General features: G+C 67.4%; 20 protein-coding genes, 2 tRNA genes and 1 pseudogene. 12 read left to right on the top strand and 11 right to left on the bottom strand.

Features of this window, described 5'->3' with window-relative positions; all coding sequences use genetic code 11:
- Positions 1–253 precede the first annotated feature (253 nt).
- From VFE83_RS03740 to rsmD, 3 genes are all read right to left on the bottom strand, one after another.
- A complete protein-coding gene (locus tag VFE83_RS03740; protein ID WP_324903543.1) occupies positions 254–745 on the bottom strand; it encodes a hypothetical protein in 492 nt (163 codons plus the stop codon).
- Positions 746–814: 69 nt separating this feature from the next.
- Positions 815–1,318 (bottom strand): pantetheine-phosphate adenylyltransferase, encoded by a 504-nt coding sequence (gene coaD / locus VFE83_RS03745; RefSeq protein ID WP_324903544.1) that lies wholly within the window; start codon positions 1,316–1,318, stop codon positions 815–817.
- 3 nt (positions 1,319–1,321) lie between these two features.
- Positions 1,322–1,981, bottom strand: coding sequence for a 16S rRNA (guanine(966)-N(2))-methyltransferase RsmD (gene rsmD, locus VFE83_RS03750; protein ID WP_324903545.1), 660 nt, complete (start codon positions 1,979–1,981; stop codon positions 1,322–1,324).
- A 364-nt stretch (positions 1,982–2,345) separates the two neighbouring features.
- On the opposite strand from rsmD, the pseudogene ftsY reads away from it, so the two are divergent.
- The 4 genes and pseudogenes from ftsY to VFE83_RS03770 all read left to right on the top strand — a co-directional run.
- Positions 2,346–3,275, top strand: a pseudogene (gene ftsY, locus VFE83_RS03755) (signal recognition particle-docking protein FtsY); the annotation flags it as partial.
- 70 nt (positions 3,276–3,345) lie between these two features.
- On the top strand, positions 3,346–4,554 hold the full coding sequence (locus tag VFE83_RS03760) for a hypothetical protein (protein WP_324903547.1): 1,209 nt from the start codon (positions 3,346–3,348) through the stop codon (positions 4,552–4,554).
- The gene (gene mutY, locus VFE83_RS03765; protein WP_324903548.1) at positions 4,551–5,627 is read left to right on the top strand and encodes an A/G-specific adenine glycosylase; all 1,077 of its coding nucleotides are present in this window, start codon (positions 4,551–4,553) and stop codon (positions 5,625–5,627) included. The genes VFE83_RS03760 and mutY overlap by 4 nt, the downstream gene beginning before the upstream one ends.
- On the top strand, positions 5,627–5,899 hold the full coding sequence (locus tag VFE83_RS03770; protein WP_324903549.1) for an oxidative damage protection protein: 273 nt from the start codon (positions 5,627–5,629) through the stop codon (positions 5,897–5,899). The genes mutY and VFE83_RS03770 overlap by 1 nt, the downstream gene beginning before the upstream one ends.
- Before the next feature lie 3 nt (positions 5,900–5,902).
- Here the strand turns inward: VFE83_RS03770 and VFE83_RS03775 are convergent, their stop codons facing one another.
- Positions 5,903–6,340: a DUF6491 family protein gene (locus tag VFE83_RS03775; protein ID WP_324903550.1), complete on the bottom strand. Its 438-nt coding sequence runs from the start codon at positions 6,338–6,340 to the stop codon at positions 5,903–5,905.
- A 172-nt stretch (positions 6,341–6,512) separates the two neighbouring features.
- Here VFE83_RS03775 and VFE83_RS03780 point away from each other — a divergent pair.
- Positions 6,513–6,588, top strand: a tRNA-Phe gene (locus VFE83_RS03780).
- A gap of 154 nt (positions 6,589–6,742) precedes the next feature.
- Here VFE83_RS03780 and VFE83_RS03785 read toward each other — a convergent pair.
- A complete protein-coding gene (locus tag VFE83_RS03785) occupies positions 6,743–7,264 on the bottom strand; it encodes a helix-turn-helix domain-containing protein (RefSeq protein WP_324903551.1) in 522 nt (173 codons plus the stop codon).
- A 153-nt stretch (positions 7,265–7,417) separates the two neighbouring features.
- Here VFE83_RS03785 and VFE83_RS03790 point away from each other — a divergent pair, with 153 nt between their 5' ends.
- From VFE83_RS03790 to dxs, 6 genes are all read left to right on the top strand, one after another.
- Positions 7,418–7,597, top strand: coding sequence for a DUF3606 domain-containing protein (locus tag VFE83_RS03790; protein ID WP_324903552.1), 180 nt, complete (start codon positions 7,418–7,420; stop codon positions 7,595–7,597).
- 543 nt (positions 7,598–8,140) lie between these two features.
- Positions 8,141–8,617, top strand: a complete 477-nt coding sequence (locus VFE83_RS03795) for an LEA type 2 family protein (RefSeq protein WP_324903594.1) — start codon at positions 8,141–8,143, stop codon at positions 8,615–8,617.
- A 37-nt stretch (positions 8,618–8,654) separates the two neighbouring features.
- Positions 8,655–10,442, top strand: a complete 1,788-nt coding sequence (locus VFE83_RS03800; protein ID WP_324903553.1) for an acyl-CoA dehydrogenase C-terminal domain-containing protein — start codon at positions 8,655–8,657, stop codon at positions 10,440–10,442.
- A gap of 81 nt (positions 10,443–10,523) precedes the next feature.
- Positions 10,524–11,186 carry an HNH endonuclease gene (locus VFE83_RS03805; RefSeq protein ID WP_324903554.1) on the top strand — a complete coding sequence of 221 codons (663 nt, stop codon included), beginning with the start codon at positions 10,524–10,526 and terminating at the stop codon, positions 11,184–11,186.
- Between the two features lie 156 nt (positions 11,187–11,342).
- A complete protein-coding gene (locus VFE83_RS03810) occupies positions 11,343–12,455 on the top strand; it encodes a hypothetical protein (RefSeq protein ID WP_324903555.1) in 1,113 nt (370 codons plus the stop codon).
- A 116-nt stretch (positions 12,456–12,571) separates the two neighbouring features.
- Positions 12,572–14,479, top strand: a complete 1,908-nt coding sequence (gene dxs / locus VFE83_RS03815) for a 1-deoxy-D-xylulose-5-phosphate synthase (RefSeq protein WP_324903595.1) — start codon at positions 12,572–12,574, stop codon at positions 14,477–14,479.
- 120 nt (positions 14,480–14,599) lie between these two features.
- Here dxs and VFE83_RS03820 read toward each other — a convergent pair whose 3' ends face one another.
- Together VFE83_RS03820 and VFE83_RS03825 are read right to left on the bottom strand one after the other, a co-directional pair.
- Positions 14,600–15,598 carry a TraB/GumN family protein gene (locus VFE83_RS03820; RefSeq protein WP_324903556.1) on the bottom strand — a complete coding sequence of 333 codons (999 nt, stop codon included), beginning with the start codon at positions 15,596–15,598 and terminating at the stop codon, positions 14,600–14,602.
- A 56-nt stretch (positions 15,599–15,654) separates the two neighbouring features.
- Positions 15,655–16,122: a cupin domain-containing protein gene (locus VFE83_RS03825; RefSeq protein ID WP_324903557.1), complete on the bottom strand. Its 468-nt coding sequence runs from the start codon at positions 16,120–16,122 to the stop codon at positions 15,655–15,657.
- Positions 16,123–16,267: 145 nt separating this feature from the next.
- On the opposite strand from VFE83_RS03825, the gene VFE83_RS03830 reads away from it, so the two are divergent.
- The gene (locus VFE83_RS03830; RefSeq protein WP_324903558.1) at positions 16,268–16,507 is read left to right on the top strand and encodes a hypothetical protein; all 240 of its coding nucleotides are present in this window, start codon (positions 16,268–16,270) and stop codon (positions 16,505–16,507) included.
- Between the two features lie 44 nt (positions 16,508–16,551).
- Here VFE83_RS03830 and VFE83_RS03835 read toward each other — a convergent pair.
- The 4 genes from VFE83_RS03835 to pheT all read right to left on the bottom strand — a co-directional run bounded on the left by VFE83_RS03835 (position 16,552) and on the right by pheT (position 19,785).
- Positions 16,552–16,628: transfer RNA gene (locus VFE83_RS03835), tRNA-Pro, on the bottom strand.
- Positions 16,629–16,730: 102 nt separating this feature from the next.
- Entirely contained in the window at positions 16,731–17,087 is a 357-nt protein-coding gene (locus VFE83_RS03840) for a MerR family transcriptional regulator (RefSeq protein WP_115842430.1), read from the bottom strand.
- A complete protein-coding gene (locus tag VFE83_RS03845) occupies positions 17,080–17,382 on the bottom strand; it encodes an integration host factor subunit alpha (protein WP_324903559.1) in 303 nt (100 codons plus the stop codon). The genes VFE83_RS03840 and VFE83_RS03845 overlap by 8 nt, the downstream gene beginning before the upstream one ends.
- 15 nt (positions 17,383–17,397) lie before the next feature.
- Positions 17,398–19,785, bottom strand: a complete 2,388-nt coding sequence (pheT, locus tag VFE83_RS03850) for a phenylalanine--tRNA ligase subunit beta (RefSeq protein WP_324903560.1) — start codon at positions 19,783–19,785, stop codon at positions 17,398–17,400.
- Between the last annotated feature and the right edge of the window lie 60 nt (positions 19,786–19,845).

Raw genomic sequence — 19,845 nt, forward strand, 5'->3', positions numbered from 1 at the left:
GCTGGAATCCATTGGCTGTTGCCGCGTGGCGGTCGGATCAACATGTTGCCCGTCACCCCGAACAGCACGGGCCCGCTTCAGCGGCCCCGCCTGGATCCCGGCCTTCGCCGGGATGACGATTCCACCAAGGCGACGCCGCTGCGCGGACCACAAAAAAGCACGGGCCCGCTTTGCGGGCCCGCCTGGATCCCGGCTTTCGCCGGGATGACGTTCCGCCCAAGGCGTGGCCGCTTCGCAGCCACGCGGCAGAACGTCACTTGGCTTCGATGAACTCGTACTTGGCGCCCGACGGCTCGACGGCAGCCTTGACGCGGTCGCTGTCGGCCTGCGCGCCGATGAACATCACGCGCACGCCCTTCATCGTGCCAGGCTGGGCCTGGGCGAACGAAGCGACGGCCAGGTCGGCCGACTTGGCGGAGTTCTGCGAGCCGTAGGCCAGCAGCGTGCCGTCCACGCCACCGCGGGCGACGTCGCCCTGCGCCTTCTCCAGCTGGCGGGCGTACTCGCCTTCGAAGTCGGCACCGGCCGGGTCCGGCAACGTGTACAGGTAGACGTTGGTCGCGCCTTCGATGTTGCGCTTGACGACCTCGGTCAGGTACGTGTCCCACGCGGCGCTGTCGTTGGTGGTCGGCGCGGCCAGCGGGGCCTCGGCGACGGCGGCGGGCTTTTCTTCCTGCTTGTTGCACGCGGCCAGCAGCGGCATGGACAGGCAGGCGATCAGCAGCAGGCGGGTGGTGGTCTTCATCGGGATCCCCTTAGGTTTTCGTATCGGGTGACGGGTGTGGGTGGAGCCTCGCCGGCCGGATGGGCCGGGTTAGCGTGGGGTGCGTTGCCATTGCGCCTGCAGGGCAGCCGCGACGGCTGGCGGCACGAAGCCGGAGACGTCGCCGCCCAGGCGCGCGATCTCGCGCACGAGCGAGGAGGAAATGAAGCCGTACTGTTCGGCCGGCGTCAGGAACAGCGTCTCGACCTCGGGAATCAAGTGGCGGTTCATGCTGGCCAGCTGGAATTCGTACTCGAAGTCCGACACCGCGCGCAGGCCGCGCAGCAGCACGCCGGCGCCCAGTTCGGCGACGAAGTGCGCCAGCAGGCAGTCGAATCCGCGCACTTCCACGTGCGAGTGATGCGCCACGGCCTTGCGGGCCAGATCCACGCGAAGTTCCAGCGGCAGCGCCGGGCCTTTGGCCGGGCTTTCGGCCACGCCGATGATCAGCCGCTCGAACAGCGGGGCGGCGCGGTCGACCAGATCGATGTGGCCGTTGGTGATCGGATCGAAGGTGCCGGGATAGACGGCGATTCGGTTGCGGGCCACGGTCATGCGTTAGCGATCACTGGCGCCGGAATCCGGGCTGGCCGGCGAGGCCGGCAGTGTAGCAGCGGTGTCCGCGGACCGCCGGTACAGCGCGTAGCGCACTTCGCGGGTGCGGCCCTCGCGATGCAGGCGCCACGGCGCCGGCGGTTCCGCCGCGGCATCGTGGGGCGCCTCCACGTACAGCCAGGCCTCGGGCTTGAGCCGGGCCGCCACGACCGGCAGCACCTGGTTCCACAGTCCGGCCGAGAACGGCGGATCGACCAGGGCCAGGTCGAACGTGGCCTCCGGCTGCGTCGTCAGCCATGTCAGCGCGTCGGCCTGGACCACGTTCGCCGCGTCCCCGCCGGGCAGGCGCGCGACCAGCGTGCGCAGGGCGCCGGCGAGGACTGGATCGCGTTCGACCAGCGTCGCTGATGCGGCCCCGCGCGACAGCGCTTCCAGTCCAAGGGTGCCGCTGCCGGCGAACACATCGAGCACCCGCGCACCTGGCAGCATCGGCATCAGCCAGTTGAAGAGGGTCTCGCGCACGCGGTCCGACGTTGGCCGCAGACCGGGCAGGTCCGGCACGAGCAAACGCGTACCGCGCCAACGGCCGCCAATGATGCGTACCTTGCCCGCGGCGGAGGCGGCAGGGCCGGCGGATGGCCCGCGTCGGGACGGCTTGTTCATCGGGTGCGCGTGGGGGCCGGTGCTAGCATGTGCGCATTCTCGCGCATTCCCCCACGCCGCCTCGATGCTCAGCTTTTTCCGTCGCAAGAAACCGCAGAATCCGGCCGAAAACACGGCTGAATCGGCCAAGTCCCGGGGCGCCGAAGAGCACTACAGCATCGAGGAACTGGCCGCGGCGTTTCCGCAGCCGGCCGTCGAACCCGCCGGGGAACCCGAGACGCCGACAGAGATGACCGATGTTCCGCTGGTGGAACCGGCAGCCGAACTGGAACCCGTTCCCGCCGAGGTGATCGCCGCGGCGCTGGAGGTCGAGCCGGCCGAAGCGCCGCAGCCGCCTGCGCCCGTGGAACTCCCGGGAGTGGCGCCCGCACCCGCGGGCAAGCCCGGCTGGCGCGAACGCCTGCGGGGCAGCACCTTCGCACGCAGTTTCAGCGGTCTGTTCTCGCGCCACCCTCGCCTGGACGACGATCTGCTCGACGAGATCGAGACCGCGCTGATCACCGCCGACGTCGGCGTCACCGCAACCACGCAGCTGATCGAGTCGCTGCGCAGGCGCATGAAGGCGCGCGAGTTCGCCGATGCGCAGGCGCTGCTCGCCGCCCTGCGCGAGGAACTGCTCGGCATGCTGCGCCCCGTCGCGCAGCCGCTGCAGATCGATACCGAAGCCAAGCCTTTCGTGCTGCTGACCGTCGGCGTCAACGGCGTCGGCAAGACCACGACCATCGGCAAGCTCGCCAAGCGCTTCAAGGACGAGAACCGGCCGCTGATGCTGGCCGCCGGCGACACCTTCCGCGCCGCGGCGGTGGCCCAGTTGCAGGCATGGGGCGATCGCAACGGCGTGCCCGTGGTCGCGCAGGGGCAGAACGCGGACGCCGCATCCGTCGCCTTCGACGCCCTGCAGGCCGCCAAGGCGCGTGGCACGCAGGTGCTCATCGCCGATACGGCAGGGCGCCTGCATACCCAGCAGGGCCTGATGGCCGAACTGGGCAAGATCAAGCGTGTGCTCCAGAAGCTGGATCCCGCTGCGCCGCACGAGGTGTTGATGGTCATCGACGGCACCACCGGCCAAAACGCGCTGTCGCAGTTGCGCCAGTTCCATGCCGCCGTGGGCGTGACGGGGCTGGTCGTCACCAAGCTCGATGGCACGGCCAAGGGTGGCGTGGTCTTCGCCCTGGCGCGCGAGTTCGGCATTCCGATCCGCTTCGCCGGTATCGGCGAACGCCCGGAAGACCTGCGCGTGTTCGACGCCGAAGCTTTCGTCGACGCCCTGTTGCCCGAGTCGCTCGGCGCCTGACCGTCGCCTTCCGCGAATGGTCGCGACGGAACCGCTCCCGCCATCACGCCGGCGACGCCGCACCTGGGTGGTGCTCATCGTTTCGCTGGCGCTGCTGGCGTTGGCACTGCACTGGTTCTCGCGCCCGCAGCGCGTTGCGGACCTGATCCTGGCGCAGGCCGGCGACGCACTGGACCTGGAGATCACGGCCGCGGGTGCCAGCGACTATCGGCTGTACGGATCGGCCATGCTGGTCATCCGCGATGTAGTCGTGCGCGAACCGAAGAGCAAGGCGCTGGTTCTGCGCGCAGAACGTCTGCTGCTGGAACTGCCCTGGTCCACGATCCGCAGCCGTGGCGCCGACCTGACGGTGAAGCGCGTGGAACTCGACGCACCGGTGCTGGACCTGGCCGCGCTGCAGAAGTGGCAGGCCTCGCGGCCACCTTCGGGGCCCGCGCGCATGCCGCGCCTCACCGATGGTTTGCACATCGTCCGTGGCGAGGTGATCGGCGATGGCTGGCGCGTGCAGGCCATCGACGTCGACCTGCCGCTGCTGGATCCCGATCGACCGGTGCGCGCGCATCTGATGGGCCGGATTGCCAGCGACAGTCTGCAAGTTCCGTTCAACGTGCATGCCGGACTCACACGCCCCGCCGCAGACGCGGGACTGGGCGTCAGCGGTCGGCTTGAACCGCAATCGCCGCCGTGGTCGCTGCCGATGCACGCCACGCTTTCGGGACGACTGCACAACGACGACGATGGCGTCGGACTGGATGACTTGCGACTGGGAGCCGACGCCACCTATCGCAACGCGGGCACAGACGTGCCCTTCACTCTCGGCCTGGCCGGGCCGCTGCGATTCCATGACGGGCGCCTAGGGTTCACGAACCTGGGCGTGGCGCTGTGGGGCGCCGGCGTGGTGCCGAAGCTGCAGGGCGCCGGATCGCTCATGTTTGGCGACACGCTCGAACTGAGACTGCAGGGCGCGCTGCAATCGTGGCCACGCGCCTGGCCGGCGCTGCCTGCGCCGCTTTCCGAATCCACGTCGCCACTGCCCTTCCTGCTCGACTATCGGGGACGCGCCGATCTGTCCGACACCACGCAACTGATGCTGTCGCGCGACCAGACCCGATTCGACGGACGCCTGCGCCTACCCGCGGTGCTGGCGTGGGTCGACACCTTCGGCCGCCAATCACCGCTGCCACCGCTGGAAGGTCATCTCAGCTCACCGAAGCTGGAGATTGCCGGCGCGACACTGGAAGGCGTGGAAGTCGAATTCCACGACGGCGCCCTGCCATGACGGATTCCCCCATCGACAACTTCGCACCACGACTGCTCGCCTGGTTCGACGTGAGCGGCCGGCACGATTTGCCATGGCAGCACCCACGCACGCCGTACCGCGTGTGGCTGTCGGAAATCATGCTGCAGCAGACGCAGGTGAAAACCGCTGCGCCGTACTTCGAACGATTCGTCACCGCGTTGCCGACGCTGCGCGACCTGTCCAATGCCCCGCTCGACGACGTGCTCGCTTTGTGGTCGGGTTTGGGCTACTACGCCCGCGCCCGCAACCTGCATGCGGCGGCCAAGCGCTGCGTCGAACTGCACGGCGGCGAACTGCCGCGCGACGTCGAGGCATTGACCGCCCTGCCCGGCATTGGACGCAGCACGGCCGCGGCCATTGCGTCGCAGGCATGGAACGACCGCCACGCGATCCTCGATGGCAACGTCAAGCGCGTGCTCAGCCGCTACCACGGCATAGAGGGCTATCCCGGTCTTCCCGCGATCGAAAAGCGGATGTGGGCGCTCGCGGAACGCCACGTCGCCAATCCGCAATTGCCCGGCTCGCGCATGGCCGATTACACGCAGGCGCAGATGGACCTGGGCGCGACGCTATGCACGCGCGCCGATCCTGCCTGCGTGCTGTGCCCGTTGCAGGACGACTGTGTCGCGCGTCGCGAAGGCCGCACCGCCGAATTGCCGACGCCCAAGCCCGGCAAGACGCCGCCCCAGCGATTCGCACACGTACTCTGGGCCGAAGATGCGCGCGGACGCATCCTGATGCAGCGACGGCCGCCCACCGGCATCTGGGCGTCGCTGTGGACGCTGCCGCAGGCGGACGATTCCGCTCTTGCTCGCGAATGGTTCGAACGACATCTGTCGGGCGAGTACGAGCAGGCACAACCGCTGTCGCCGATCGATCACGCCTTCAGCCACTACAAGCTGCAACTACAGCCGCTGCGCTGGCGTGGTGCCGAATCGCGCGCGCGGATCGGCGACAATGACGACCTGCGCTGGGTCGCACGCGAGGAGCTCGCATCGCTGGGCATCCCCGCGCCGATCCGCAAACTCCTGGAAACCCCGAGCGACGCCTGATGCCCCGCACCGTCTACTGCGAATACGAGAAGCGCGAAACCGAAGGCCTGGACTTCGTGCCCTGGCCCGGCGAGCTGGGCAAGCGCGTGTTCGCGCACATCGGCAAGGCGGCCTGGGCCGCGTGGCTCGCGCACCAGACCATGCTGATCAACGAGAACCGCCTCTCGCCGATGAACCCGCAGCACCGCGCGTTCCTCGAAGGCGAGATGGTGAAGTTCCTGTTCGGCGGCGATGCCGCAAAACCCGCCGGCTACGTGCCGCCGGAGAGCTGAGCGTCAGGACTTCTCGCGCTCGGCCATCTGCGCCTCTCGCTTTTCCTGCTCCGCGGCGCGCAGCGCCTTCGCATCCACCGGACGGATCTCGCGGATCCAGCAAGGCACGTGGTTCACCCCGCGTCCCAGCACGATGACCTTGTCGAACCGCGAATACACGCGCCCGAACTGGTTGGTCACGGTAATCGCGTTGGCGAAATCCAGGTCCTGGCAGGTGCCGCCCAGCTCCAGGAGGTAGACCTCGCTCGGCCTGGTCCACACCGCCAATGCGGTATTGCCCAACGGCGTCCAGCCATCCAGCCGGCCGAAATACTGGAAGTTCGGTACCGGCGCACCCGCATGCGCACGGTAAAGCGCAAGCCGGTCGGCGTCGCTGATCCGGTCGCTCGCACAGCCGGCCAGGATGATCGCTGCCATTGCCGCGAAAATTGGCGTCTTCATGGGAACTCCATGCAGCCCAGCGGCTGCCGTTCGGACTGTGCGGCCATCATGCACCCGCCCATCTGCACCGGCGGCGGGCGCGACCCTCCTCCGTTCAGCGCACATGCGGCTTGCCATGTCCGGCGCCCCTCCGTATCATTCCGCTCCTCGCACGGCCTGACCGTTGCGGAATGGCCGGGTAGCTCAGTTGGTAGAGCAGGGGATTGAAAATCCCCGTGTCGGGGGTTCGATTCCCTCCCCGGCCACCATGATCAAAACGAAGCCCTGCAAAGCCTCCGGTTTTGCAGGGCTTCTCATTTTGGCAGTCGGGTCAGGAATGGAGCAAAGCGCGTAGTCCTGGCCTGATCTTCGGGCCAGAATGCAGGGCTCTGATTGGAGCCCCGCTGCCTAGCAGACGATCGATCACTCCGCCCCAAGTCGCTGGAGCGCTTCGCGCTTGCCCAAGCTGCGCAGGCTGGCCAATTTGGGCAACTGGGATTTCCTGGGCACCGACTTTCCCTGCTCCCAGTGGTAGATCGACTGGCCGCTTACACCGGCAAGTTTTCCGAAGTCGGCCGCGGAAAGGCCCAGTTTCGTACGCAGGGATCGGAGGCCTTTCGCACTGAAGCGGAAACGGTTCGGCTCTTCGTTGGCCGCAGCCGGCGCCGGTACCGATTTCGCCGTGTGCCTGAGCTTGCGTTCCAGTTGAACGACCTGGCGTTTCAGTTCGGCGATTTCCCGACGGTATGTGCTGCTGGCCTTCCGTAGCGCTTCGATTTCGGCGCGGATTTCCTTGCGCGCCAAGCGGGAGATTTCAGCCTTGAGCACAGTTCCGAGATTCGGCATCTTCTGAACACCATTCACAGACAAGAAAGCGTGCACCCTACCATTGCGTCGCCAAAAACCCGACGCTGTAATGGCAAAAGACCAGGCATAGGGTTTCATCTCGGCGCATGACCCATTGGGACTGGTGACGAGCGCGCTACGAGCCAGGGCCCTAGAAACCAGGCGCATAGTCCCGACGAACTGCCGGCAAAGGTCTTTGCCTACTCCTCACGCGCCGCGGAATAGCCTGCCACTCCCAGTTGGAGCAAGGCGATGACCGACGATACCCGCACCCGCGGCGAGCCCGACCGCTCACGCATCAATCTCAACCAGGAACATGAGGTCCGGTATCGGACCCAGGCACTGGACGTCACCGAGGACGAACTGCGCGAAGCTGTTCGTACAGCCGGCTCCTCGACGGCGGACGTGCGCGAGTATCTGCGCAGTCGCTGAGGCTGGAACCAGATACCCACGATGGGGACGCGCGTAAGAAATTTCCTACCACGCCCTCAGAGCTTGGCCGATGGCGTTGCGCAAGGTTCAGTTGGATCCTAGTCAACGCCCCGGCAGCCCGGCCGATGCGCCAGCAAGGACCGCTGCTCTGCAATGGAATCGTGGCCGTCACCGTGAGCGGGTGATTAGCTGGGCCGGGGCGCTTCCTTTTCCTATTCTGGTTTTTTCTGGCAATCTCCGCGCGGGGACACCACGGACGCACACGCGATGGAACTGCCTGAAGCCAACCACACTTCCCTGCCCGGCTTCCCTGCCGCCGTGAGCACCTCCACCGGTCGATTCTCAAGACGCTCGCGCGTGCGCCGAGCGGCGCTTCGCTACGTTGCGGTCTGGACAGCCGTGGCGGCGCTCGCGCTTCTCGCGCAGGCCGTCGCCCCCGCCGCGACACCCTGACCTTTCCATTGCCCGGCGACGCGAATCGGGCCTGCCATTCGCCGTAGTATGCTCGCCGTCCCATCACGATGGAGCGGCGGCATGAAGGCGATGCACTGGAGACGTTGGACCGGCCTGGCGCTTACGGCGCTACTCCTGGCCGGATGCTCCAGCGGTCCGGTCCGTCGCGTGTCAGAGCCGTCCGCACGAATCCAGCAACTCACCGTACGCGCCGACGGAAGCTGGTCGGCCGAGCTGCGCATCGAGAACTTCAGCAGCGTGCCCATGCGCTTCGACACCCTCGACCTCGCGGTCGAAGTCGCGCAGAACGTTGCGGCGGGCAACCTCCGCGCACAGCCGGCGCTCACCATCGGACCCGAGTCGGCCGACGTGATCACCGTGACGATGTCGCCGCAGGTAGCGGCCAAGATCGCCGTGGCCGACGCGCTGGCTTCGGGGCGTAGCGTTCCCTATTCGCTGCGCGGCCGCATCGATGCGACACCGGATGAAGCCAAGCAACGCAGCTTCGACGTCTCCCGAAACAGTGAACTGAGCCCGGCACCCGGTCTGCCGGGCGTGTTGCGTTGACCCCGTCCGCCCCTCAGATCAGCCATCCGGATTGCCCATGAGCAGCAGCTACAAAGCCCCCCTCGACGACATGCGCTTCGCACTTTTCGACGTGCTAGGCGCGGAAGCGCAGTTCCAGCGACTGGGATTCGCCGACGCAACGCGCGACGTGCTGGACGCAGTGCTGGATGAAGCCGCGCGCTTCGCCGAGACGGTGCTGGCCCCGCTCAACGAAGTGGGCGACCGTGAGGGCTGCAAGCTGGACCAGGCGACCGGTCGGGTCACGACGCCGACCGGCTTCAAGCAGGCCTACGCGCAGTTCATCGAAGGCGGGTGGGCGGGACTGACTTCGCCGGTGGAATTTGGCGGCCAAGGCCTGCCGCACGCCGCCGGCGTGCCGCTGAAGGAAATGATCGACGCGTCGAACCTGGCTTGGGGCAACTTCCCGCTGCTCTCGCACGGCGCGACTGAAGCGCTGCTGTACCACGGCGAGGCGTGGCAGCAGGAGGCCTTCCTGCGCCCGCTGGTGGAAGGACGCTGGACCGGCACGATGTGTCTCACCGAGCCGCACTGCGGCAGCGACCTGGGCCTGCTCAAGACGCGTGCAGAACCCAACGACGACGGCAGCTATTCGATTACCGGCACGAAAATCTTCATCACCGCCGGTGAGCACGACTTCACCGACAACATCGTGCACCTGGTCCTCGCGCGCCTGCCCGATGCACCTGCCGGCAGCCGCGGCATCTCGCTGTTCGTGGTTCCGCGACAGCGCGTGGGCAAGGACGGCGCGATGGGCGAGGCCAATGCGGTCCGCTGCGGCAGCCTGGAACACAAGATGGGCATCCACGGCTCCGCCACCTGCGTGATGAACTTCGATGGCGCACAGGGTTGGCTGGTAGGGCAGCCGCACAAGGGCCTGATGGCGATGTTCACCATGATGAACACCGCGCGCCTCGCGGTGGGCCTGCAGGGCTTGGGGCTGTCCGATCGCGCACTGCAGAACGCACTGCGTTACTCGCGCGAGCGCCTGCAGATGCGCGCGCTCTCAGGCCCGAAGTTTCCGCAGAAGCCGGCGGACCCGATCATCGTGCATCCGGACGTGCGTCGCATGCTGCTGACCTGCAAGGCGCTGGTCGAAGGCGGACGCGTCATGGGCTATGACGCCGCTCTCCAGGTGGATGTGGCCCATCACGCTCCGGATGCCGCCGAACGCGAACGCGCCGACGCCCTGGTTGGCTTCCTGACGCCCATCGTGAAGGCCTGCCTGACCGAATGGGGCGTGGAATGCACGTACCACGCGCTGCAGTGCTTCGGTGGACACGGCTACATCGCCGAACACGGCATGGAGCAGTTGGCCCGCGACGCACGTATCACCACGCTGTACGAAGGCACCACGGGCATCCAGGCGCTGGACCTGCTGGGCCGCAAGATCATGCAATTGCAGGGCGTTGGCCTGAAGGCGTTCCTGCAGGACGTGGGCGAATTCTGCGAGCGCCATGGCGGGGATTCCTCGCTCGCGGAATTCATCGGCCCGCTGCGCGAGAAGGCGGGCCAATGGCAGCGGTTGACGGAGTGGATCGCGCAGCGGGCGACTGCGAATGCGGAGGAAATCGGTGCGGCTTCGTACGACTACCTGATGTATTCCGGCTACGTCGTGCTGGCGTACTGGTGGGCGCGCAGCGTCGCCGCCGCCGAAGCGGGAGCGCACCCGCAGTCGTTCAAGGACGACAAGCGCGCGACCGCCCGCTTCTATTTCGCACGCATCCTGCCGCGGACGCTGGCCCATGCGGCAGCGATCGAGAGCGGCATCGACGGTCTTCCAGAACTCGCGACCGACCCGGCGTGAGTTTCCTGTGCGCCTGCGGACGCGATCCGCAGGCGCACAAGTACACAAAACGTAAACAATGGCGTATAAGCTGGTTTCCCGATGGAGACCGACAGAGCGACGCTGCGCCTGGTCCGAACCGGAACCGATACGGATCCGGCCCGCCCCTCCTTCGCCTCACGCCCGTCCCTTGACCGCCTGAATTCGGTGCGACTGCTGTCGCTCGATGCGCATGGGCGTGTGCTCGACTGGATGAGCTGGCAGGACGCGACATGCCTGTACGTCCGCGGCGCAGTGGCATGGACGCTGGGCGACCCGTGCCTGAAGGTGCACGGCGGGATCAGCCGCCACTCCGGCGAGCGCAGCGTGATCGAGCTGCATCCCATCGTCGCCGCGCGCAGTCACGCGCGCACGCATGCGCTGGACCCCACCCCTGCCCTCACGAACGCCGCGCTGTTCGCGCGCGACGGCTACCTGTGCCTGTACTGCGGCCATGACTTCAACCGCTCGCACCTGACACGTGACCATGTCATGCCGGTTTCCAAGGGCGGTCGCGACATCTGGGAGAACGTGGTCGCCGCCTGCTTCCACTGCAATTCGCGCAAGGGCAACCGCACGCCGCAGCAGGCCGGCATGCCCCTGCTGGCGGTGCCATACCGGCCCAGCTGGGTCGAGCACCTGATCCTCTCCAACCGCAACATCCTGGCCGACCAGATGGCCTTCCTCCGCAGCCAGCTGCCCAGGAACGCCCGCCTGCAGGCCTGAGGCGCGTGATCGGCATCGCGCTTTGGCGCGGGCGGCACGTCGCGGACCTCCAGAGTTGACCCTCAGCGCTCACTTGCGACGCTCCGTGCGCGTTGACGACGGTGAAGGCGTCCGCAAAACTCGCCAACCACTGCAAACAGTCAACGGAAGCGAGCAATGCGCCTCACCCTTGGTCTGACCGGCATGGACCCGACCACGGAGTCCGCGCTACAAGCCGCTTTCCATTCTGCCAACGGACGGCTCGGCGGCCGCTGGGAGCTGGCTTCCGATGCCGAGGCCGACTACGTCATCGTCGACATGGACAGCATGTACGGCCCGATGAGCTGGCTGCGCCTGCATGCCGCCGGCAAGAGCGTCGTGGCCTTGACTACGGCCCAGCGCACGCAGGCGGACTTCCGCCTGGGCCAACCCTTCGACGCGAACAGCCTGGGCAACCTGCTGCGCGATATGGCCTCGCAGGCAGGTGTACCGATCGAAGTTGCGGCGCCCGCTGCTGAAGCGGCACCGGTCGCCGCGCGGACTGCGGCCGCCATGGAGCCCGCTCCGTCGGTCCCGCCGGCATCCCCGGTCATGGCGGAACCTGCGGCCGTAGCGGCACCGGCCCCTGCACCCGCACCGGCTCCCGCACCCGTTGAAGCGGCTCAGCCGGCGCCCAGCCAGCCCGAACCGGTTGCGGAAGCCGCGCCGGTCCCGGTCCCCACGGCAATCGCGGAAGGCTCGCTCTTGGACTGGCTGGCGAATGATCGCCTGCGCGGTCGCGTGCGGCTGCGCAACGTCGCCGATGGCCTGCTGATCGATCTGGACCAGCGTGTCTATCACGGTCCGTCCGGGCTGAAGCCCCTGGCCGCCCATTTCGAGGGCCGGCTCGAGTCCAGCGAGTTCGTCCCGGTTGACGCCAGCACGTGGGCCACCGAATCCGCCCGCCTCGGCGCGGCCATGCCGCTCGCGCGGCTGGTCTGGTTCGGCAACCTGCTGGCCGGCAAGGGCGCGTTGGCCCCGGAGCACGACCCCCATCGCCGCTACCTGATGGTCAAGTGGCCGCAGACCGAGCGCGAATACCCCAAGCACTTCCGCATCGCCACAGTGATGATGAAAGGCCCCGCCCTGCTCGCCGAAATTGCCGAGGCCAGCGGCGTTTCGCTGGCCGAGGTGGCCGATTTCGTCAACGCCAACCTCGCCACCGGCTTCGCCGAGGTCGAGCGCGAGCCGGAACCGGTCGATCCGGCCAAGTCCGGTAGCGGCCTGTTCGGCCGCCTGCGCGGCCGTTGATCGGCCGTTGCACGGGTCCACGCGCGGCCCGGGCTTTCTGAACCTCTCCGGGGCGCGCCTTGCCCACCCCGGACGACGGCGGGACAATGGCGAACTTGCCGTCTGACGCCGTCGTGATGATCGATCCGCAACGCTATCCGCGCCTGTCCCGCATCCAGGTCCCCGCCGACCTGCGGCAGTTCCCCGAAGAGGAGCTGCCGGCCATCGCCGACGAACTGCGTGCCTACCTGATCGAACAGGTCGCCCTGGTCGGCGGCCACTTCGGCGCGGGCCTGGGCGTGATCGAACTGACCGTCGCCCTGCACTGGCTGTTCGAGACGCCAGTGGATCGCCTGGTGTGGGACGTGGGCCACCAGACCTACCCGCACAAGATCCTCACCGGCCGCCGCGACATCATCCACACCGTCAAGCAGAAGGACGGCGTGGCGCCGTTCCCCAAGCGCGAGGAAAGCGAGTACGACACGTTCGGCGTGGGCCATTCGTCCACTTCGATCTCGGCCGCGTTGGGCATGGCCATCGCGCTGCAGCAGCAGGGCGACGACCGCAAGGTGGTGGCGGTGATCGGCGATGGCGCGATGACCGCCGGCATGGCCTTCGAGGCGCTTAACCACGGCGGCGGGATGGATCCGGAGCCGAACCTGCTGGTGATCCTCAACGACAACCAGATGTCGATTTCGGAGAACGTCGGCGGCCTCACGCAAATGCTCGGCCGGCTGACCGGCAGCCGCACGCTCAATGCGATCCGCGAAGGCGGCAAGCGCCTGCTGGGCGACAAGAACAAGCCGGCGGCAAAGTTCGTCAAGCGCTGGGAAGAACACTGGAAGGGCATGTTCGTGCCGTCCACGCTATTCGAGGAAATGGGCTTCCACTACACCGGCCCCATCGACGGCCACGACCTGCCCGCGTTGCTGTCAGCGCTGAAGACGCTCAAGACCCTCAAGGGTCCGCAGTTGCTGCACATCATCACAACCAAGGGCAAAGGCTACGAGCTCGCCGAGGGCGACCAGATCGGCTACCACGCCGTCGGTCCGTTCGATCCAGAGAAGGGACTGGTGAGCAAGCCGGGGGCAAAGAAGCCCACCTATACCGACGTCTTCGGCGACTGGCTGTGCGACATGGCCGCGGCCGAGCCGCGCCTGCAGGGCATCACGCCCGCGATGCGCGAGGGTTCGGGCCTGGTCCGTTTCAGCAAGGAATTCCCGCAGCGCTATTTCGACGTTGCCATCGCCGAGCAGCACGCCGTGACGCTGGCCGCCGGCATGGCGTGCGAAGGTGCGAAACCAGTCGTCGCGATCTACTCCACGTTCCTGCAACGCGGTTACGACCAGCTGGTGCACGACGTGGCGATACAGAACCTCGACGTGCTGTTCGCCATCGACCGCGGCGGCGTGGTCGGCCCGGACGGTGCGACGCACGCCGGCAACCTGGACCTGAGCTACCTGCGCTGCGTGCCCAACATGGTGGTCATGGCGCCGGCCGACGAGAACGAGTGCCGGCAGATGCTGACCACGGGCCTGCATTACGAAGGGCCGGCTGCGGTGCGTTATCCGCGTGGCACCGGCCCGGGCGTGCCCGTGCAGCCCACCCTGGACGTGCTGCCGATCGGCAAGGCGGAAGTGCGCCGTACCGGTTCGCGCATCGCGCTGCTCGCCTTCGGCGCGGTCACGCCGGCGGCGGAAGCCGTGGCGGCCGAACTGGGCCTCACCGTCGTGAACATGCGCTTCGTGAAGCCGCTGGACCGCGCGCTGGTCATGGAGCTCGCACGCACGCACGAAGGCTTCGTCACCCTCGAAGACAACGTCGTGGCCGGCGGCGCCGGCTCCGGCGTGGCGGAACTGCTGGCCTCGGAAGGCATCGTCCTGCCGATGCTGCACCTGGGCCTGCCGGACGAGTTCCAGCATCACGCCAGCCGCGAGCAACTGCTGTCCGAGTCCGGGCTCGATGCCGCGGGCATCCGCGCCTCGGTGATCACGCGCTGGCCGGAGCTGGGTCGGCCGAACGTGGCGGTCAGCGTGGCGGGTTGAGATCCGCCTTGCGTATCTGCGCACTTCCATAGGAGCCTGCTTGCTGGCGACCGCTCCATCGGATCGCCAGCAAGCTGGCTCCTACCTTGGCGTCGGCACACACCAACGCCTTGGCGTGCCCTACGGCTCCTCCACCTCATATCCCGTGGCGCGCAGCTTGGCGATGTAGCCATCGGGCCGGGTCAGTTCGCGCATCGGCAGCACCGAGAACGTCACGGGGTTCTTCGCCAGTGCCGCTTCCGCCACGCCCAGCCAGCGCCGCTCGACCTGCGCTTCGATGTCGCCCGCACGCTTGCGCAGCACGCCGGCCTGCGCCGCTGCACGGATGCAGGCCTCGTTCTGGTCGGTGTACGGCAGTGCCTTCAACGCCTCCACATCGCCGATCGCCCACGCATTGGCGCGCTCGCGCATCGCGCCCAGGTCCGACTCGAGCCGCTGCAATGTGTTGGCGAAGCAGTCGAGGTCTTCCAGCCGGGTGCTGCGGAATTCCTTCAGTGCGACCTTCGGATCCTCGATCATCACCGTCACCATGGTCTGCGTGCGCGGCACGTCATGGCGCTTGGCGAGCTTTTCAACGACGGGCCACACCACGCCGCCCTGCTTCAGGCCGACGTCCTCGATCGCCTCCTGGTACAGCTCCATCGCGGCGAGGATCGGCCGGTAATTCTCCACGCCCTCATCGCTCCCAATGTACTTGCGCTTGAGTACCGCCCAGCGCGCGTACATGTCGGCTGGCACCACCTGCTGCAGCGTCTGGCCGTCGGGGTTCTTGCGCGCGCTGAAGGCCTTGGGCGCCAGCGCAAGTGTCCCGAAGAAGCCCAGGTCCGTATCGATACGCAGGCCCGGCGGCTCGATCACCTCCTGTGCCTGCGCGATGACCTGCTCAACCTCGCGCGATTCCCACTCCATGCGCCGGGGCAACGGCGACACGGTGCCGAGGATCCACAGCGTGTGCCCGCCCTTGCGCACCTTCCACAGACCGGGGCCCGGCTGCACGCCACTGACCACCATCGTGTCGAGATCGCGGATCGGCAGGTCGCTGGCGGGCGTTTGCGCATGCGCGCTCCCGCAGACCGCGATCGCGCTTCCAATCAGTGCTGAGGTCAGACGGTGAGACATGTGCGCTCCGTGCGTTTCGGTCCCGGTGCGAGTGCGGCGAAGGGCCGCGAGTTCCCTTACAGGTGCAGTGCGCCCGCCTCTTCCAAGGCATGGGCCACGTCGCTGTCGGGTTCGAGCAGCTCGAAGCCATCCCACACGAATCCTGGCGACACCGTGCAGATCACGCGGGTGAAGGAGCCAAGAGGTCTCGCCGCCTGCCAACGACCCGCAGGCACGATGTGCAGGGCCGTGCCACGCGAGGCATCATCGAGCCGTACGGTGACAACTCTGCAGCTGCCCGCGTCGAATACGCGCAACTCCAGCGCGTCGCCTTCCTGCCAGTGCCAGCACTCGTCCGCATCGACGCGATGCCACTGGCTGACCTGCCCCTGCGGCAGCAGGAAGTCGATGGCGGTCAGCGCCGGCCTTCGCCTTCCGTCATGTTCGACGGTGGTTTGCGACTCGTGGATGCGACGGTAGAACCCGCCTTCCGGATGCGGCTCCAATCGAAGATCCCGTATGCGTTGCTGCGCGGTTTCGTCCATGTCCGCATCGTAAGCAGCCGCTTGCGGGTTCGACAGTGCACCTCTCGTCTCTCAATCCCGCGCAGAACGATGGCTTGTCGCGATCTTGCCCCGGCCGTTACAGCCATCCCGCTACGTTCGGAACACCTCCCACCGGAGACGAACGATGGCCAATACCGGCAAGCGCGAACAGGACACAACGATCACGGCCCAGCAGGGTGGCACCGGAATGCAACAGAAGGAACGTCACGACGACGAAGGCGACGACAAGCGCAGCAATCGCGTGCCCCAAGGCGGCCTGAATCAGGAAATCGGCGATATGGACGCTGAAGCCGATCCCGAGCAGGAGGGCAATCGCGAGGACGGATTGCCGGGCAAGGCCGGCGGCGGAATGATGGGCGGCTGATGCGCCGCGCGTGTGGCCGGCGCTGCCGGCACACGCTTTCAAGATGGTCGGGACGGCCGGATTTGAACCGACGACCCTCTGCCCCCCAGGCAGATGCGCTACCAGGCTGCGCTACGCCCCGACGTGTACTGCGTGTGCCGCCCTTGCGAGCGGGCGGCAAGTATAACGTTTGTATCGCCGATGCGGCCAGTTTGCCGCGTTCGGATGAAGCTCGCCGGGTGATTCAGCGCCGCAGCAGTTGCAGCACTTCTTCCAGCTCCATGCGGACCTGGCGGATGATCTGCGAGCTCAATGCGGACTCGTCCTTGGCGGTCTCGCCTTCCAGACGAAGGCGCGCGCCGCCGATGGTGTAGCCCTGCTCGTACAGCAGGCCGCGGATCTGCCGCACCATCAGCACTTCATGGCGCTGGTAGTAACGGCGATTGCCGCGCCGCTTGACCGGGTTAAGCATCGGGAACTCGGTCTCCCAGTAGCGCAGCACGTGCGGCTTGACGTCGCACAGCTCGCTGACCTCACCGATGGTGAAGTAGCGCTTGGCCGGGATCGGCGGGAGTTCGCGATTGCTGCCGGGGTCAAGCATGCTCAGCTCCGGTGTAGGCCTCGACGCGTTCCTTCAGCTTCTGTCCCGGGCGGAAGGTCACCACCGTGCGGGCGGAGATCGGAATCTCCTCGCCGGTCTTCGGGTTGCGGCCCGGGCGCTGGTTCTTGCGGCGCAGATCGAAATTGCCGAAACCGGAAAGCTTCACCTGGCGGCCCTGCTCCAGCGCCTCGCGCAGCGCGTCGAAGAACGCGTCGACGAATTCCTTCGCCTCGCGCTTGTTCAGCCCGACCTCGTCGAAGAGTCGCTCCGCCATTTCAGCCTTGGTCAATGCCATCGTTCTTCCTCAACCTCAGCCGCGGATCGCCGCACCGTATTCCCGCTGCAGCGCCTGCGTCACCGAGGCAATCGCCGCATCCACATCACGGTCAGTCAGCGTGCGCGATTCATCCTGCAGAATCAAGCCCATAGCCAGACTCTTGAATCCGTTTTCGACCCCCTTGCCCTGATAGCGGTCAAACAGCACCAGATCGCGCAACGACGGGCCCGCGGCACGCTTCACGGCGGCCGAAATGGCGCCCCATTCGATGCCTTCCGGCACGACGAACGCGAGGTCGCGACGGACGGACGGATACTTCGACAGGCCTGTTGCGCGTGGAATGTCCCGGCTGAACAGGGGAGCCACGTCCAGTTCGAACGCCACGACGTCGACATCGAGCTCCAGGGACCTGCCCAGGCGCGGATGCAGCTGGCCGATCCAGCCCAGGCGGACCCTGTCGCGATACACGTCCGCCGACCGGCCCGGATGGGCCCAGGCGGACTGCGAGGCGCGGTATTCCAGCCTGGTGCCGGCAAGCGCAGCCAGGCTGTCCAGGTCGCCCTTCAGGTCGTGGAAGCCGACCGGTCGCGCGCGCTCGCCCCACTGCTCGCCACGTGCCTCGCCACAGGCGACGGCGGCGATGCGCAGCGTCTCCACTGGAGCGTTGCTGCCGTTGGCACGGAAGACGTTGCCCAGTTCGAACAGGCGCACGCGCGGCTGCTGGCGAGCGGCATTGCGGGCCAGTGCAGCCACCAGACCGGGCAGCAACGCGGTACGCATGACGCCGAGTTCGCCGCTGAGCGGATTGGCCAACGGCACGCTGCCTTCGGTGAGTCCCCAGGCCGCCAGCAGCTCCGCGTCGACGAAGGCGTAATTCACCGCCTCGAGGAAGTCGCGGGCGGCCAGTTGCCGGCGCGCCGTGGCCTCATCGACGCGGGTCTCGCTCGGCGCCACCAGACGCGCCGCGCCGGCCGGCAGCGTGGTCGGAATCGCGTCGTAGCCGTGGATGCGGGCGATCTCCTCGATGAGGTCTTCCTCGATCGCCAGATCGAAGCGGCGGCTGGGCGGCACCACGCGCCACCCGTCCGACGTGTTTTCCACGCTCAGGCCCAGCGCGCGCAGGATACGTTCGACTTCGGCGTCGGCAACCTGCAGGCCGAGCGCCCGCGCCAGGCGTGCACGCCGCAGCACGATGGGTTGCGGCGCCTGCAGGTGCTCGGGCAGCACGGCCCCGATGACCGGGCCGGCCACGCCGCCCGCCACGTCGAGGATCAGCCGGGTCGCATACTCCACCGCGACGCGCGGCAGTTCGGGATCGACACCACGCTCGAAGCGGTGGCCGGCGTCGGTGTGCAGGCCCAGCTTGCGGCTGCGACCGATGATCGCCGACGGGATCCAGTGCGCGGCTTCGAGGAACACATTGACCGTGCCGTCGGTGACGCGCGTGTCGTGCCCGCCCATGATGCCGCCCAGAGCCACGGCGCGCGCACCGGCACCGCCGCGACCGTCGGCGACGACCAGGAAATCGTCGTCGAGCGTGACGGTGCGGCCATCGAGCAGCTTGAGCGTTTCGCCCTCGCGCGCCGGACGCACCACTACCGCGCCTTCCAGCGTGTCCTTGTCGAAGGCATGCATCGGCTGGCCGAGTTCGAGCATCACGTACTGGGTGACGTCGACCAGGAAGCTGATCGGGCGCACGCCGCTGCGGCGCAGGCGTTCGGCCATCCACGATGGCGTGGAGACGTTGGCATTCACCGAGTCGATCACGCGCCCGACGAAGCGCGGAACACGCGCGCCGGCCTGCAGTTCGACCGGCAGGGTGGCATTGCTCTGCGCCGGGACTGGCGACGCATCCAGCGGCTTGACCTCGCTGCCCGACGCAGCTGCTACGTCATAGGCGATGCCGCGCACGCTGAAGCAGTCGGCGCGATTGGGCGTGAGTTTGATCTCGATGGTGGCGTCGGGCAGTCCGAGGTATTGCGCCAACGGCGTGCCGACGGTTGCGTCGGCGGGCAGTTCCAGCAGGCCGGACGCGTCCGGATCCACGCCCAGCTCCTTGGCCGAGCACAGCATGCCGAACGATTCCACGCCACGCAGCTTGGCCGCCTTGATGGCGATGCCACCGGGCAGGTTCGCGCCGACGGTCGCCAGCGGCGCCTTGAGTCCTGCGCGTGCGTTGGGCGCGCCGCAGACGATCTGCACGGTGCCATTGCCCGTGTCGACTTCGCATATCTGCAGGCGGTCCGCCTCCGGGTGCCTGCTTGCACTGAGGATCTGCGCGACGACCACGCCATCGAGCGATTCGCCAAGCGGCGTCACTTCCTCGACCTCCAGGCCGATCGCGGTCAGCGTCGCGGCGAGTTCGTCGCGCGAAGCGGTAGTCGGAACGTGGTGGCGCAGCCAGTTTTCGGAGAATTTCATTGGGGAGCCGTGATTCGTGATTCGAGATGCGGGATTGGCTACGTGACGGGCTCTTTCAGA

Origin of the sequence: Lysobacter sp., assembly GCF_035655815.1 — a bacterium.
Classification (GTDB): domain Bacteria; phylum Pseudomonadota; class Gammaproteobacteria; order Xanthomonadales; family Xanthomonadaceae; genus Lysobacter_J.

Coding starts and splice junctions, on each gene's coding strand:
- VFE83_RS03740 (WP_324903543.1), bottom strand. CDS start 745: ATGAAGACCACCACCCGCCTGCTGCTGATCGCCTGCCTGTCCATGCCG.
- coaD (WP_324903544.1), bottom strand. CDS start 1,318: ATGACCGTGGCCCGCAACCGAATCGCCGTCTATCCCGGCACCTTCGAT.
- rsmD (WP_324903545.1), bottom strand. CDS start 1,981: ATGAACAAGCCGTCCCGACGCGGGCCATCCGCCGGCCCTGCCGCCTCC.
- mutY (WP_324903548.1), top strand. CDS start 4,551: ATGACGGATTCCCCCATCGACAACTTCGCACCACGACTGCTCGCCTGG.
- VFE83_RS03770 (WP_324903549.1), top strand. CDS start 5,627: ATGCCCCGCACCGTCTACTGCGAATACGAGAAGCGCGAAACCGAAGGC.
- VFE83_RS03775 (WP_324903550.1), bottom strand. CDS start 6,340: ATGAAGACGCCAATTTTCGCGGCAATGGCAGCGATCATCCTGGCCGGC.
- VFE83_RS03785 (WP_324903551.1), bottom strand. CDS start 7,264: ATGAAACCCTATGCCTGGTCTTTTGCCATTACAGCGTCGGGTTTTTGG.
- VFE83_RS03790 (WP_324903552.1), top strand. CDS start 7,418: ATGACCGACGATACCCGCACCCGCGGCGAGCCCGACCGCTCACGCATC.
- VFE83_RS03795 (WP_324903594.1), top strand. CDS start 8,141: ATGCACTGGAGACGTTGGACCGGCCTGGCGCTTACGGCGCTACTCCTG.
- VFE83_RS03800 (WP_324903553.1), top strand. CDS start 8,655: ATGAGCAGCAGCTACAAAGCCCCCCTCGACGACATGCGCTTCGCACTT.
- VFE83_RS03805 (WP_324903554.1), top strand. CDS start 10,524: ATGGAGACCGACAGAGCGACGCTGCGCCTGGTCCGAACCGGAACCGAT.
- VFE83_RS03810 (WP_324903555.1), top strand. CDS start 11,343: ATGCGCCTCACCCTTGGTCTGACCGGCATGGACCCGACCACGGAGTCC.
- dxs (WP_324903595.1), top strand. CDS start 12,572: ATGATCGATCCGCAACGCTATCCGCGCCTGTCCCGCATCCAGGTCCCC.
- VFE83_RS03820 (WP_324903556.1), bottom strand. CDS start 15,598: ATGTCTCACCGTCTGACCTCAGCACTGATTGGAAGCGCGATCGCGGTC.
- VFE83_RS03825 (WP_324903557.1), bottom strand. CDS start 16,122: ATGGACGAAACCGCGCAGCAACGCATACGGGATCTTCGATTGGAGCCG.
- VFE83_RS03830 (WP_324903558.1), top strand. CDS start 16,268: ATGGCCAATACCGGCAAGCGCGAACAGGACACAACGATCACGGCCCAG.
- VFE83_RS03840 (WP_115842430.1), bottom strand. CDS start 17,087: ATGCTTGACCCCGGCAGCAATCGCGAACTCCCGCCGATCCCGGCCAAG.
- VFE83_RS03845 (WP_324903559.1), bottom strand. CDS start 17,382: ATGGCATTGACCAAGGCTGAAATGGCGGAGCGACTCTTCGACGAGGTC.
- pheT (WP_324903560.1), bottom strand. CDS start 19,785: ATGAAATTCTCCGAAAACTGGCTGCGCCACCACGTTCCGACTACCGCT.